The organism is Streptomyces sp. NPDC043726 (genome assembly GCF_056436565.1).
In genome coordinates this window covers 887,234-902,188 of sequence record NZ_JBWKCI010000002.1, presented here as the reverse complement: position 1 = coordinate 902,188, position 14,955 = coordinate 887,234, and the positions used below count along the sequence as shown (strand labels likewise).

General features: G+C 70.5%; 10 protein-coding genes. 3 read left to right on the top strand and 7 right to left on the bottom strand.

The window, feature by feature from the left end:
* Window positions 1–368: 368 nt before the first annotated feature.
* The 7 genes from AC068Z_RS08705 to AC068Z_RS08675 form a co-directional block, all read right to left on the bottom strand.
* A complete protein-coding gene (locus AC068Z_RS08705) occupies window positions 369–1,181 on the bottom strand; it encodes a siderophore-interacting protein (protein ID WP_478553644.1) in 813 nt (270 codons plus the stop codon).
* A gap of 4 nt (window positions 1,182–1,185) precedes the next feature.
* Entirely contained in the window at window positions 1,186–2,256 is a 1,071-nt protein-coding gene (locus AC068Z_RS08700; protein WP_478553642.1) for a peptidase C39 family protein, read from the bottom strand.
* 38 nt (window positions 2,257–2,294) lie between these two features.
* Window positions 2,295–4,397, bottom strand: a complete 2,103-nt coding sequence (locus AC068Z_RS08695) for an iron ABC transporter permease (protein ID WP_478553640.1) — start codon at window positions 4,395–4,397, stop codon at window positions 2,295–2,297.
* A gap of 69 nt (window positions 4,398–4,466) precedes the next feature.
* Complete coding sequence (locus tag AC068Z_RS08690; protein WP_478553638.1) at window positions 4,467–5,534, bottom strand: ABC transporter substrate-binding protein; 1,068 nt, start codon at window positions 5,532–5,534, stop codon at window positions 4,467–4,469.
* Between the two features lie 177 nt (window positions 5,535–5,711).
* Window positions 5,712–6,575, bottom strand: coding sequence for an ABC transporter ATP-binding protein (locus AC068Z_RS08685; RefSeq protein WP_478553636.1), 864 nt, complete (start codon window positions 6,573–6,575; stop codon window positions 5,712–5,714).
* A gap of 178 nt (window positions 6,576–6,753) precedes the next feature.
* Window positions 6,754–7,605 (bottom strand): helix-turn-helix domain-containing protein, encoded by an 852-nt coding sequence (locus AC068Z_RS08680; protein ID WP_478553634.1) that lies wholly within the window; start codon window positions 7,603–7,605, stop codon window positions 6,754–6,756.
* 509 nt (window positions 7,606–8,114) lie between these two features.
* The gene (locus AC068Z_RS08675; protein WP_478553632.1) at window positions 8,115–10,322 is read right to left on the bottom strand and encodes a HEAT repeat domain-containing protein; all 2,208 of its coding nucleotides are present in this window, start codon (window positions 10,320–10,322) and stop codon (window positions 8,115–8,117) included.
* Window positions 10,323–10,695: 373 nt separating this feature from the next.
* On the opposite strand from AC068Z_RS08675, the gene AC068Z_RS08670 reads away from it, so the two are divergent.
* The 3 genes from AC068Z_RS08670 to AC068Z_RS08660 all read left to right on the top strand — a co-directional run bounded on the left by AC068Z_RS08670 (window position 10,696) and on the right by AC068Z_RS08660 (window position 14,808).
* On the top strand, window positions 10,696–12,585 hold the full coding sequence (locus AC068Z_RS08670) for an ABC transporter ATP-binding protein (RefSeq protein ID WP_478553630.1): 1,890 nt from the start codon (window positions 10,696–10,698) through the stop codon (window positions 12,583–12,585).
* A 150-nt stretch (window positions 12,586–12,735) separates the two neighbouring features.
* Window positions 12,736–14,028 (top strand): MFS transporter, encoded by a 1,293-nt coding sequence (locus AC068Z_RS08665; protein WP_478553629.1) that lies wholly within the window; start codon window positions 12,736–12,738, stop codon window positions 14,026–14,028.
* Between the two features lie 528 nt (window positions 14,029–14,556).
* Entirely contained in the window at window positions 14,557–14,808 is a 252-nt protein-coding gene (locus AC068Z_RS08660; RefSeq protein WP_478553627.1) for a hypothetical protein, read from the top strand.
* Window positions 14,809–14,955 lie beyond the last annotated feature (147 nt).

The following is a 14,955-nucleotide window of genomic DNA, read 5'->3' as shown; positions in this document are numbered from 1 at the left end:
CGGCGGGGCCCTGCTGTTGTGGCGACGCGTCGTCCCACAGGGCGCCGAGCTACAGCGCCGCGTTGACTCCTGCGAACGCGAGCAGCCACCCGGTGGCGATCCATGCCATGCCGCCGCTCATGACAGGGAACCCGCTGCTCCGCTCGATGGGCATGACACCGGACGTCACCCCCCGATGGCTGCCCTCTCCCCCGCTCAGCCGCCAACGGCCTGCTGCTGCAGCCTACTTGGCGAAGTTGGCCACTACGAGGGCCGCGGCGGGACCTGTTTGGAGGTATGCCTTCCTGAGCGGGAAAGCCTCGCCGTCGTGAACAAGCGGCAAGCGGACCCCAGTTGGTTTTCCGAACTGCACTGAGGTCCCGCCTTCGTCACTTACGCCGCTGGGTCTTCCAGAAGCCCGAGAACGTGATCCGATCCTTCGGCATACCCGCGCGGTGGAGGTGGCGGCGGCCCTCGGTCGCTAGCCTCTGTTCGCCGACCACGAAGGCGTAGCCGCCGGCGTCGACGGCGTCGTACGCGCGGAGTGCGGCCAGCGCGGACGTGCCGGGGATCTCGTGCGGGTCGGTGCGGGGTATCCAGTCGATGCGCGTACCGGCAGGGCTGGCAAGGTCGCGGACGTCGGCCTCGGCCGGCACCTCCTGGATGACGCGGACGACCGTGTCGGCCGGCAGCGAGCGCAGGATGCTCGCGACGGCCGGCAACCCGCTCTCATCGGCGACGAGCAGCACGCTGGACGCGTCGGCCGGGGCGTCGTACAAGAGGCCCTGGTCGAGGAGGGCCATCTGTTCGCCGGGCTGGACGGCGCAGGCCCAGATGGCGACGCTGCCCTCGGTCTCGCCGTCGGGGGCGCGGTGTACGACGATGTCGATGTCGAGTTCGCCGGTGTCGGCGCGGAAGTCGGCGACGGTGTAGTTGGCGCAGTAGGGCCGTACTTCGTCGGGCATGGCGAGGTACGGCTTCCACCAGGTGTCGGCGGCGATGGCGGGCTCGCGGAAGCGGTCCTGGTGGGGGTGGCGGAAGAAGAGCCGGAACCAGTGGTCGTAGCCACGCCACGGGAACGCGCGAAGTTCCTCGCCGCGTACGGTCACCCGCTGCATGTTCGGCGTGAGGCGGCTGCTCGACACGACCGTTGCTCGGAAGAGTCGCTGGTCGAGCGGGCTGGGATGCGTACTGCTGGGCATGAGGTCAGTCAGCCTCTCGTGCAATGGTCACGGCGCCGCGGAAGCCGTCCGGCGCGTGGGTGGACATCGTGTCGAGCGCGCTGTCCGGGACGGGCAGCAGGTGGGCGTCGAGCCAGGTGTCCCCCGTCGCCGTGTCGGCCCACGGATCGTCGATCACGAGGGCGCCCGGCACGGCGCCGTGGCAGAGCACCCAGTGCGGTACGTCGAACCCCAGCATCGCGTCGAGCGAGATGAGGAGCAGTACGTGTTCCCGGCGTTCGACCGCGGCGCGGATCGCGGTCATGGGGAGGTGGTCCGGGTCGACCGGGACGCCGGTCCGTTCCGCCTCCGTCCGCGAGGTGTGCTGGAGGATCGCGCGCCACTCCTGTTCGTGTTCCGGCAAGTGGCCGAGGAGGACGGGCCGGTCGGTGTCGAGGTGGACCGTGACGGGGGACGACGGCCAGGCCCGGCGTACGGCGACGCCCAGTCCGACGGGTTCGCAGGCGGGGAAGTTGGTCGCGTCGCGCCAGAGCGACAGTTCCGCGCGGCGGTCGAGTGCCTCCCGGGACACCTTGCCCGCATGGGCCTGGGCGACGAGGGCGGTGACAGCCCCGCAGGTGAAGTGGGTGCTCTGGCCGTAGTACGGGGGCGGGGCAGGTGTCCCGTCGCGCAGCCAGCGCACGTACCCGGTGGCGGGCCCTGCCCCCTCCTCCCCCTGCGCGAGCCCCTGGCCGAGCGGGGGGCGCAGTGCGGTGAAGCCCGCTGCGGCGGCGTCCTCCGGACTCGCCGTCCAGCCTTCCCACTTGACCTGCGCCAGGCCCTGGCGGCGGGCACGGTCGACGACCGCGGCGACGACCGCCCGTACGTCACCGACGGCATCGACGATCTTGAGGTACGCCGTCTGGGGACGCGCCGTCACCAGCGCCGCGGCGGTCCACTCCCCACCGTCGTCCTCCACGACGGCAACGATGTGCGGGTGGTGCGCCGAGCGGTCGACCGTGTGCCAGCGCTCCGGCACCTCGTGCCGGCCAACCCTCATACCGGCCTCGAACGGTACGACGACGCTCGTGACCGGCGTCTCCTGCTGGGTCGGCATCCGCAACTCCTGGGGGGTGAGGGAAGGGTGAATGGGTGTCAGGCGCGGGACTGCCGGAGCACCCAAACGAAGTACGGCGCGCCGACCAGCGCGATCATCAGCCCCGCCGGTATCTGGGAGGGTGCGACGACCGTACGGCCGAGGGCGTCGGCCACACAGACCAGTACGCCGCCGAGCAGCATCGCGACCGGGATCGAGCGGCCGTGCCGGGCTCCCACGAGCGACCGGGCGAGGTGCGGGGCGACGAGGCCCACGAAGCCGACGACGCCGACGGCGACCACGCTGAGCGCCGCGAGTACGGCCGCGATCGCCAGCGCGAGAAAGCGCGTGCGCTCCACGTTGATGCCGACGATGCGCGGGGTGTCCTCGTCGACCGCGAGCAGGTCGAGGCGGCTGCGCATGGCGAGCAGTACGGGCAGCGCGAGCGCCAGGGCGACCGCGACCGGAAGCACGTCGGGAAACGTACGGCCGTACGTGGTGCCCGAGAGCCAGGTGAAGATGCGGGGCGTGTTGTACGGGTCGGCGCGCAGGAGGAGGAAAGTGGTGACGGAGCTGAGTCCGTAGCCGCAGCCGATCCCGATCAGGACGAACCGGTCGGGCAGGAAGCCGCCGCGCCAGGACAGCAGGGCGATCACCCCGAACGTGGCGAGACCGGCCGCGACCGCCACCACGATGAGGACCGTCCTTCCGCCGGGCAGACCCGACGTGACGACGCTCGCCGCTCCCAGTCCGGCGCCGGCGGTGATGCCGAGGATGCTGGGCTCGGCAAGGGGGTTGCGTACCGCGCCCTGCAGCACACAGCCGGCCAGTCCGAGTGCCGCGCCGGCGAGGACGGCGGCGGTCACGCGCGGCACCCGGTCGTCGAGCGCCATGGCGACGAGGTCCGGTGCGGACCCCTGCAGCCACAGCACGACGTCCCCCGTACGCAGCCACAGACTCCCCGCCAGCATCCCTACGACGGCCGCTGCCGCCAGGAGGACCACCGCACCGAGCATGACGAGGAGGTATGCGCGGCGTGACCGGGCGACGACCCGCGCGTGCGCCGCGCGCGCGACCTGGCCAGTGTCCCGCAGGCGCAGCGCGAGGACGACGATGACGATCGAGCCGAGCAGCGCGGTCGGCACGCCGGTCGGGATGGAGGCGGCGCCGTCCGCGCCCTGCACGGCGCGCAGGGCGGCGTCGGCGAGGAGGATGAGCAACGCGCCGACCAGTCCGGCCGCCGGGACCGCGTACAGGTGCCGGCGCAGTGCACGGACCCGGTTCGCGATCAGGCGGACCAGGACGGGGGCGCCGAGGCCGACGAAGGAGATGGGGCCCGCGAGGGTCACCGCCGTGCTGGTGAGCAGGACCGCGCAGAGGACGGCGGTGACGCGCGTGGTGCGGATCGGCACACCGAGAGTGGACGCGGTGTCGTCACCGAGGTTCATCACGTCCAGCCGCCGGGACAGGGCCAGGGCGAGACACAGCACTGCGGCCACCAGCGGCCACGCACGTACCGACGCGTCGATGTTCAGCTGGGCGAGCGAACCGCTGCCCCAGGCGAAGAGGCCGGTCGTGTTCTGGTCGAACAGGATGAGGAGCGCACCCGTCGCCGCGTCCAGCGCCATCGCCATCGCCGATCCGGCGAGGATCAGCCGGGTGCCGGCGGTGCCCGCGGCGCGGCCCGCGAGGAGCAGGACCAGCGCGGCCGCGAGCAGACCGCCGGCGAAGGCGACGGCGCCCGACGCCCACAACGGGACGGTCAGGCCGAAGGCCGCGACGAGGGTGAGGGTGAAGTAGGCGCCCGCCGTGACCGCGAGGGTGTCGGGTGAGGCGAGGGCGTTGTGCGTGACGGACTGGAGCAGTGTTCCGGCGGTGCCGAGGGCGAAGCCGACCGCCACGCCCGCGAGGAGCCGCGGCAGACGCGAGCCGGTGATGATCTCACCGACCGGCGCGCCGTCGGCGCCGTCCCGGTCCCCGAGGAGATACCGCACCAGGTCGCCGACACCGACACTCGACGTCCCCTGCGTGACGTGCCACATGCCCACCAGGACGGTCACGGCGGCGAGCGCCACGAGGACCGCGACCCCGGTGGGACCGCCACCGCGCCGACTGCGCGGCAGCGGTTCCCCGCCGGATGCCGGAACCCCGGACGCGTTCACTTCTCGCGGCGCGCCGGCTTCTCGCGGTGCTTCCGCTTCACTTGGTGCGCTCACTTCTCGCGGTGTCACTTACTTCTTGTCGAGGACGTCGACGTAGGCGTCGATGGCCTGCTCGCAGGAGCGCGGGCCGCCGGCGCCCCACACCCGCGCCGGGAAGGAGTGAGCGCGGCCTTGCTTGACGGCCGGGAGGGTCTTCCAGATCGGGTTCTTCTGCAGCGCCTCGACGTAACCGCCGGCACCCTCGTCGTTGGCGTAGAAGAGGTTGGCGTCGCCGACCGCGGTGAGACCCTCGACGTCGGTCTGGGCGAGACCGTAGGACGGGTCGACACCACCGTCACCGTGGTCCTTGTTGACCGCGTCGGTCCACGCGGGTGTCATACCCAGTTCCTTGCCGATCTCCGTGAACAAGGCGCCGTCGCTGTAGGGACGGACGGTGAGGTTTCCGCCCTGGAGCCAGCCGTCGAAGAACACGAAGTCCTTCGTCGGCAGGTCGGCGTCGGTGACTTGCTGCTTCGCCGTGGCGAGGTGTTCGTCGAACTCCTCGAGCACCTGGTCGGCCCGCTCGGTGCGGCCCGTCGCCTCGCCGATCATGCTGAACACGTTCCGCATGTTGCCGATCGGGTCCTTCGGGTCGGCGCCCTTGGTGACCATGACCGGGACGTTCCGCTTCTCCAGCTTCTTGACCATCTCGTCGTCGGCGTCGAACGCCTCCACGACGATCAGGTCGGGCTTGGCCGCGTAGAGGGTGTCGAGGTCGGGCTCCTCACGGGTGCCGATGTCCGTCACCCCGCTGGGCAGCTTCTCCGCGCTGACCCAGGTGCTGTACCCCTTCGCGTCGGAGACCGCGGTGGGGGTGACGCACAGGGTCAGCGCGTCCTCCACCTGCTGCCACTCCAGGACCGCGATGCGCTCGGCGGGCTTGTCGAGCTTCACGGTCCGGCCCAGGCCGTCCTTGAAGGAGACCGGGCCCGTCGAGGTGGTCGTCGTGTCGTCGGCGCAGTCCTTCGAGGCGGGCGAGGCGCTGGCGCTGCCGGCGGAAGCGGCCTTGTCGTCGACGTCGGTCGTGCCGCAGGCGGTCGCGGCGAGGAGCACGAGCCCCGTGGAGGCTGCCGCCGCCAGGTGACGGGCACGGTTCATGGAGGGTTCCTCTTTTTCTTGCGATGCGTGATGAGTGAGCGGACGTTCGGCGTCAGGCGGGTTTTGCGGCCTGGCGGCGTGCCGTCCGATGGGGTCGATACGGAAGTCAGGGCGGGTTTTCCGGCCTGACGGCGTGCCGTCGATGGGGGCGATACGGAAGTCAGGCGGGATTTCTGGTCAGGCGGCGTGCCGTCCGATGGGGTCGATGCGGAGGCGGCCCGTGCGGGGGTCGACAGCGACCTCGACCTCGATGTCGTAGACCTCGCCGATGTTCTCGGCGGTGAGGACGTCGACAGGGGCGCCCGCCGCGTGGACGCGGCCCGAGCGCATGAGGACCAGCGTGTCCGCGACGCGGGACGCCTGGTCGAGGTCGTGCAGCACGATGCCGACCGCGATGCCGTGGTCCTGGACGAGGTCGCGCACCATGTCGAGCGTCTCGATCTGATAGCGCAGGTCCAGGTGGTTGGTGGGTTCGTCGAGCAGGACGACGCCGGTGTCCTGGGCCAGGCAGGCGGCGAGCCAGACGCGCTGCATCTCACCGCCGGAGAGTTCGCCCACCGGCCGTCCGGACATGTCCCCTACGCCCGTGACACCCATCGCCCGGTCGACGGCCGCCCGGTCCTCGGCGGTCAGTCCCGCGAAGCCGCGCCGGTAGGGGTGGCGTCCGAACGCCACGACCTCCGCGACCGTCAGCCCCTGCGGCGCCGGCCTCGACTGAGAGAAGAGCGTGACCTCGCGGGCGAACTGACGGGCGCTCAGCAGCGCCGCGTCCCGTTCGGGCTCGCCCTCGGGTGCCCCGAGCGTCACCCTGCCGCCGTCCAACCGGTGCAGCCGGGAGAGCGCCCGCAGCAGCGTGGACTTCCCGCTGCCGTTCGGCCCCACCAGGGCGGTTGCCCGGCCCGGCTCCAGGCCGATGGAGACGCCGTGGACGACTGGCTTGCCGCCGTAGCGCAGCTCCAGTTGGTGCCCGTTGAGGGCGGCCACCGGCGCGGCGGGGTCGGCAGCCGGGCGGCCGGTGTGCCGGGAAAGGCGTGTGAACATCGATGAGTCCGAGTGGTCGCAGGGGCGAGGTGTGCGGCACCCTCCGTCCGGCCGTCACCGGCCGGGCCGCGCACTCTCCCGCGAACTCTTCTGCGTACGGGCAGCGCTGTTCACGTCGAGCAACAACTAAGGGTTACCTAACTGCGAGAAGGCTATATTCCGCTCGCCAGGTCGACAATCAGGTGTTAAGGACAGGCGATACGGGTTTCCGGACATTGCCGGGGGTGGTGCCCATGACCCGCCGGAACGCGGCGATGAAGGAGCTGGGCTGCGCGTAGCCGAGCGCCTCGGAGACCGTCATCACGTCGAAGCCCTGGGAGAGGAGCCCCAGCGCGCGGTGGACTCGCAGCAGTTGCCGCCACTGTGCGAAGGAGAGGCCGGTCGTCTGCCGGAACGCGCGGGTGATCGTGCGGTCGCTGATGCCCAGCTCCCGTGCCCACTCCTCCAGTGAGCGCTGGTCGGCCGGGTCCGCCAGCAGGGCCTCGGTGATGGCGTCGATCCGGCCGTCGCTGGGCGGCAGCGGCAGCGTGAACTGCTGTTCCGCCGGCTGGAGCACGTCGAAGACGACCGCCTCCGCCCGCGTCCTGGCCGCGTCGTCGAGATCCGTACGGGCGAGATGGGTCAGCAATGACTCCAGGAGCGGCGTCATCGTGATCGTCCTGGGCTCCCCGAAGGCGAACGGCGTACGGTCGGGGGCGAAGAAGGCGTCGTGGAATGTCGCGCCCGCCGTGGTCCGCCCTCCGTGCACCACTCCGGCGGGCATCCACAGCCCGTACCCCTCGGACACGGTGAAGACACGGTCCTGCACGCGGGAGGTGACCGTGCCCCCGCGGACCCAGACGAGTTCGTGGGAGGGATGGGAGTGAGGCGTCCACTCGGTGGGCACGCGCGGTGTGTGGGACCCGGCCGTTATGGCGCCGCTCACCGACGGCCGCTCCGGAAGGGCGAGAGCACGCCGTACGACGGTACCGGCCTCGCGCCGCCACATTCCGGGATTTCCCTCGGCAACGGCGTGGGACCTTCGGACCATACGGGCGAGTCTATCTGGGGAGGTGAGGGACGCTCCGGGGCCCCTATTCGCCGTCGGCGGCATCACCGAGGGGCGCTGGCGAGGTTGAGTCGGCGGCACGTTGACCACCCGGTGCGGCGACGAGCACCCCAGCCAACGGCCAGCAGCCAGTTGACCAGCACGGCTGACAGCGCGAGGGCGAGCGCCGCGGCAATGGCGTTTGCCGACGCATCACCGGTCACCGGCGAAGCGAACCCCCGCGGATCGGGTGAGACACCGCGGGCTGCGGCTTGCACCGCACAGAGGTCGAGCGCACGAACCGACCGGGTAGCCAGCAGTCACCGTCGAGCGCAAGAACCCAACCGGGTAGCCAGCACTCACCCCTGCCCGAGGACCCGCCTCGCCATTTACGCCCGAAGAAGCCGCGCCGCCTGAATGCGCGGCTCCAGCCGGACAGAGCAGGTCCCCATCGCTGAGCCCTCGCCGGTGTGCGGGCTCGGCGCGCGCCCGGCACACGGACGCGGCGGTGCCTATTCCTTCCCGGCAGGCGCAGGTTCGGGGAGGTCTCGCAGCCGCGCCTCGAGGGAGCGGCAGACGCGCTCGATCTCCAGGTCGCGAGCGACTGCATTACTCCAGCGGTCAATGGCTCGGCGCGGTTGCGCGAGCGCCATCTGGATCCGCGGCAGGGCAGGGCGTGCGGCCTGGCCCATCCGGTTGAGGCAGACGAGGACATCGGACGCGGTGGCGTCGTTGTCCTTCCATGCGTTCAGCAGCGCCGACACAACCGTGTCGGCTTCGCTGTCTCCGGCTATGTCCCACAGGGCTGATGCGGTGTGGACGAGGGTCCACGCGTTCCCCATGTTCAGTACGGCGGCATCTTCTTGCTCGTTCCGTGCGTTCGTCTGTGTCTGCTCGTTCAGTATCTGCCGCAGGCGCGGCAGGACAGGAGCGGCGGGAGGTCCGATCCGGCCGGCGAGGCCGATGGCGGCGAAGTTCCGCTGGTGGTCGAGGAGGCTTCCCAGCAGCGGCACGACACTTTCGGGACGGTGCTCGATGTCCCAGACGGCGGCCGCCGCGGCCGTACGGACACCCGCGTTGTCCGCCTCGGTGAGGGGCCGGACGGTGTCCAGGACGGAGGCGGCGCGGGTGCCGAACGCGGCTAGTGCCTTCAGGACGGGCTCGACGGTGCGCCACTGCTTGTGCCGGACGGCGGCCTGGAGGGTGTCGGTGAGGGCAGGCACGGCCGCCGGATCCCCCAGTTCGGCGAGGGCGGAGGCGAGGACCGAGGGGCTGACATCGGGCCACTCCCGTGAGTGATCGACAGAGACGAGAAGGCGAACGAGCCGGGGCGTGAGTTCGGCGGCGGCTTGGGGCAGATGTCCTGCCGCATTCACGGCGCGCCAGGCATCAACGCCGGTGTCCAGCGCGGTCAGCAGCCCGGGCACGGCCCGCTCGTCGCCGAGCTGGGCCAGCGCCAGAACAGCCTGCTGATGGGCTCGGCGCAGCTCGGGGTGCGGGCTCGCCCATGCGTCGGGCCGGTGTGTGGTGCGGTGGGTGATGACGTAGGCGGCGAGGGCCTCCCGGGCAGGCTCGGCCAGCCGGCCCAGGGACCCGAGGGCCTCGGCCGCTGCCGCCGACGTGTAGGAGTCGCGCGGCAGCAGGCACCCGGCGAGGAGCCGCACCAGGTGCGTGTGTTCTCCCCGCCAGGAGGCGATCAGACCGCGGGCCATGTTGATCGCGTCGTAGCGGGTCGCCGCATCGGGGCTGCGCAACTGCTCGCGGAGCAGCGCGGTCCGGTCCTCGACTCGCGAGTCGAGGACCTCGTGGAAGGTCACCAGCAGGGAGGTCGTCGGTGCGTGGACGCGGCCGTGGCGTTCGAGGTCGGCGAAGGCGGCGGCAACGTGCCCGGGAACACCAGGGTCGGAGTCGGCCTCCACAGGACAGGTGCACGGTCCCGACGGGCCCCGGCTCTCGTCCTGTGTCTCGCTCTCCTCGGGCCGGGGTGTCGGCGCGATCCGGCGAAGAAGTCCGATCGCGGTGGGCACGGTCGTATCGTCGATGGACTCGGGAACGCACCGGGCCCGCTGGACGAGCGCCGCGAGACGGACATCGGCATCCACCGTCACGCCGTCGGCGAGGATGTCGAACCATTTGCACGCCCCCGCCCGCGCCGCCTGGAGCCGAAGCGCCAGGTCGCCCATCGTCCGGACCACCAGCAGCCGCTCCGAGATGCCGTCCTCGGCGGCGAGCCGGTCCCGAAGGGCCGCTACCGCCCGCTCGGCGTCATCCAGGAACAGTCCCAAGCCCGCGATGGCGGCCCGACGCACCTGGGTGTCGGCATCACGTGCGTATGCGGCGAAAGCCTCGCCGCGCCGGCGCATGAACGCTGCGGCGTCCTGGTAGGCCGTGGACTCCTCACCGTCGGGAGCAATCCATAGGGAACCGGGTACGTCCCGATCGACGGCTTCACGGCCGATGTTCACGATCAGTGCGACCACCGACGCCCGATCCGGCGTGGAGGGGGCGTCAGCCATGGCGAACAGGAACGGCAGACTGGCCACCGTGCAGGGATACACGTCCCCTTGGTGGTGGGCTGCGCTGTAGAAGCTGCTGAAGGCCTGCTTGCGGACCTCGGCGTCGGGCGAGGCCATGTCGCGGAGCCATTGCGGAACATCACTGGCAGGTCCGTAGGCGTGCCCCATGGACGCCCAGTCGATGCTCTCCAAGTTGTTGATCATTCCTGGCACTATGCCGGACAGCACTGACATCTCCGCGCTCGAGCAATACCGCTCATCTCGAATGACGCTTGCGGCCCTGTTTCAAGGATCGACAGGTTGCCCGCGACAGGGCAGCTGCTTCAGGCCGTGCGCAGCATCGACAAGGTCGCGGTGCCTGTGTCCCTCTCAGACCTGCACCGGAGCAGCGGCAACCTCGGCGTTTTGGCCACCACGGTTCAGAGCGTGCTTCTTTGTGCCGCACGGGTCGGTGCATCGCACACCCTCCGCCGGGCGCTCTGTCGCACGGTTCGAAGTCCGTCCGAAACACAGGTGTTCGAAATTCCGGCGCAGTCGTTGAGCCCCATGTCCCAGCCGCGACGAAGGGGGAGCCACGTTGACCACGTCCGATACTCACGAGCAGCAGGACACCGCGCCGCCGTTTCCACCACCGGCGGAGATCACCTACAGCGGGCAGTACTCGGTCAATCCGCTCGCCGAAGTGTCCTTCCGGCGGATGTGTGCGCAGATCCCCAGGGTGCTGCGCAGGATCGCCCGGCTGTCGTGGAGGACCGACCGGCGCGCGGTGCAGCTCCTGCTCGGCTGCCAGGTGATCACTGGTGTCTCGGCCGCCGCTCTGCTGACCGCGACCGCCGAGGCCATGCAACCGATCCTCTCCGATGGCGCCGTCGCCGACCGGCTGCACGGTGCCCTGCCCGCCCTGCTGGCGGTGGCGACGGCCGCCGCGCTCGGCCGTGTCGCAGGCTCGGTGGTCACGTATGCCGAACGGCGGATCACTCCCCGGCTCACCACCGAGACGGACACCGCGCTGGTCGAGGCGGTGTGCCGGGTCGAGGCCGCCGCGTACGCCGTGGACGGTTTCTCGGACCGTCAGGAGGCCGCCGAGATGGGGGTGATCCGCACCCACGTCATGGTCACCGACGCCCAGCGATTCATGTCCGCACTGATCCGCATGGTCACCGCCGGGGGTGTCCTGTCCGTGCTGAACGTGCTGATGCTGCCGCTGCTCCTGCTCGCCGTGCTCCCGGCCGGCGTCGGCGCCGTCCTGACCGCCCGCGTGGACTACGAGACCCACTACGCCAACGTGGCCGACCGCAACGTACGCGGCATGATGCGCTGGTGGGCCACCACCTCGAAGTACGGCGACGAAGTCCGCGCCAACTCGATGACCGAGTACCTGACCTACTGGTACCGGGCCCTGTCCGACCGCTGCGACCGCCGCACGCTCGCCGCCGCGCCGCGGACCTTGAGGATCTCCTTGCTGTCCTCGCTGGCCGGCGGCTTCTTCCTGGTCGCCACCTGGGGAGTCCTGGCCTGGCTCGCCGTCAGCGGACGCATCGACCTCGCGGTCGCCGCCACCGCCGTCGTCGCCGTGCAGACGACGCTGGCCGCCCTGTCTCAAGTCGTCGTCAACGGCGCCGCGGTCTTCCACACCAGTCTCTACCTCGGCGACATGCAGTCCTTCCTCGACGACGCCGCGGAACGCGCACCCCGGCGCGGCCCTCGCTCCGTGGCCGCCCCCATCGAGGAGATCAAGGTCGAACAAGCCGTCTACCAATACCCGGGCAAGGACAAGCCCGCGGTGCACGGGGTGTCCCTCACCCTGCGTCGCGGCGAGATCCTCGCGATCGTCGGAGCGAACGGCTCCGGCAAGTCCACCCTCACCCGGCTGCTCACCGGGATCTACTTGCCGGACAAAGGCAAGATCTCCTGGAACGGCACGGACCTCGCCGAGGTCGACCCCGCCTCGGTGTGGGCGAACACCGGTCTGGTGCCTCAGATCTTCGCCCAGTGGCCCCTGCGTGTCCGCGAGAACATCACCCTGGGGCAGCCCCGTACCCACGACGACACGGCCGTGTGGGAGGCCGTCGACGCGGTCGGCCTACGGGAGACCGTCGATGACCTGCCGGCCGGCCTCAACACGCTCCTCGCCCGTGACATCTTCGGCGGGTCGGAACTCTCCGGCGGCCAATGGCAACGCGTCGCCTGTTCCCGGGCGCTGTACCGCAGGCCTGGTCTGTTGATCCTCGACGAGCCCACCTCTCAGATGGATCCCCGAGGTGAGCACGCCATCTTCGAAGAGATCAAGGCCATCGCCGCCGACCGCATCACCATCGTGGTCACCCACCGCCTTGAGAACACCAAGATCGCGGATCACATCGTCGTGATGGAACAAGGCCGGATCACCGAACAGGGCGGATACGACGATCTCGTCCACGGCGGCGGCACCTTCGCCGAGCTGCTGGAACTGTCCCAGGACCGCTGACCCGCCCACACAGCTGCTCAGGCCGCACTCGCACCTTCCTCACCGGGAGAAGACGTGTACCCGCCCAGCAGTTACTGCGCGGCTGTTACCGCCGGCCGCCAAACACGCCAACAGCGCCAGGCCGGCGCACCCACCAAGGAGTGAGGCCGAGTGACAACCACCAGGCGCGGCTCGAGCAGGACCGCGTGGGCCAGCAGGCCCTTCCGGTACTTGCTGAGCAGCGAGGCCGCGAGCCTGTCCGGATCAGCCGTGAGCACCATCGCCATCCCCGCGTTGGCCGTCCTGGAGCTGCGCGCGTCCACCACCGAGGTCGCCGTGCTCGCCTTCCTCGGTCAGCTTCCCAACGCGGTCGCGCTCTGGGCCGGCGCCATGTCGGACCGGCACGCCAAGCGCCCCCAGCTGATCGCATCAGACCTGGCCGCGGCAGCAGCCTTGGTGACCATCCCGGCCGCAGCGCTCGCCGATGCACTCACCGTCGGGCAGCTGTACGCGGTCGCGATCGTGCTCGGAGCGGCCAAGGTGGTGCACGACGCTGGGGCGATCAGCCTGCTGCCGGCGCTCGTCGAGCCGCACCAGGTGCAGAGTGCCAACTCCCGGCTCGGTGCAGCGTCCGCGCTGGCCGACAGTGCCGGCAGCAACGCCGGGGCTGCCCTGGTCGGCGCCGTCGGAGCTGCGCGCTCGGTCCTGGTCGACGCTCTGTCCTTCGTCGTCTCCGCTCTGCTCGTGTGGCGCATCCGCGTTCCCCAGACGTCCGCCCCGCCACGAGCGGGCCGCAGGAGCCTCGCGCGGGACATCGCCGACGGCGTGCGGTACGTCGTCGGGCAGCCCACGATCCGCACGGTGATCGCGGCCCTGTCAGCCCTCTCGTTCGGCCTGGCGATCATGAACACCTTCTGGGCGTACTACTTGCTGAGGGAACTGGCCGTCTCCGCAACCGCGTTCGGCGTGATCATGGGAGTCGGTGGGGCCGGGAGCCTGGCCGGCGCGCTGCTCGCCCCGAGGATAGCTGCCTGCGTCGGCATCGGACCGACGATCATCGTGGGGTTCGCGGTCAGCCCCCTCGCCCAGGTGCCCCTGCTGCTCGCCGGGCCCGGACGAGAGTGGCAGATCATCCTCGCCACGTCGCTCACCGTGCAACTGTTCTGGGCCACGGCGTCCGGCACGAGCCAGCGGTCCCTGCGCCAAGTCCTGTGTGAACCGCGCTTCCAGGGGCGGATGCAGGCCGCCAGCACTACGGTGACGGCCGGTGCCCGCCCGCTCGCGGCAGCCATAGCCGGCGTCCTGGTACTCCTCCTCGATGTACGGGCCACCCTCGCCGTCGGCGCCCTACTCCAAGTCGTGCCCGTCGTCCTCCTGCTGGCCTCGCCCGTCCGGGCCCTGCGCGCGATGCCCACCCCTCCCACCACGGCTGCCGTGCCGCCAGCGCGTCAGGGAGCGCCATGAACGCGTAAAGGAGCCCATGAAGTCGACGCCCTTGAACTGGGCCATGCACAGGACGCAGCCCGTACCACTGCCGCAGCCAGACGAACGGCTGTGCGAAGATCCCCGTCCGGGACATCGAGAACCCAACCTGACCTGCTCAGAGGTCGGCGGTGGGCCCCATCGAGAGAAGAACACATGCGTAGTACCAGGATCGCCAGAGCCCGACGGCTCGCGACCGCCGTCGTCAGCGCGGTCCTCGTCACCGGCTGCGGCAGCGGAGAGACCTCCACGCAAGCGGAGGCATCCTCATCCCCGGCGTCCGCGACACCCTTTGGCCAGCAGCGTGTGCGGGCGGACTTGGAGGCGGCCGCCGCGGCCGCCGGGCTTCCCGAAGGACTGACGGAGATCGGAGCCAGTGCATCACCCAGCTCAGGATCAACGCAGAAGGCACGAAAACGAGCTGCCCTCATCGCACGCCTGTCGCCCTGCACGGTCCACTGGTCACACAACCCTGCGGACACCTCCCCCCGAGAGTCCGACCCAGCGCAGATGCGACAGCACCTGGACCTGGTACTCGCGAACCTGGCGGCAACCGGCTGGGAGAAGAGCGACACCGACGACGAGGTACGACTCAGGGCAGGCGGCACAACCTTCATGACCACCTACAAGAAGCGAGGCTGGACCCTCCATGCCCGGCACTACGCCTTCCCGGCCTGGAGTCATTCCACCGCAACAGCCACCGAGGACGCCTGCTTCGCCCAGGTTACAGACGAGGAAGCAGCCCTCCTCGACGACCAGTAGGGCTCGGTCATCTTCAACGAACACCCGAGGGTAGGGCCGGGTCCGGGGAGCTTCGATCGTTCGTTGCGCCGTCGTTCGGCCGTGCTGTCGTTCGGCCGTGCTCTCGTTCGGCCGCGCCGCTGGAGAACACCGCTGAGTCGGCGCCAG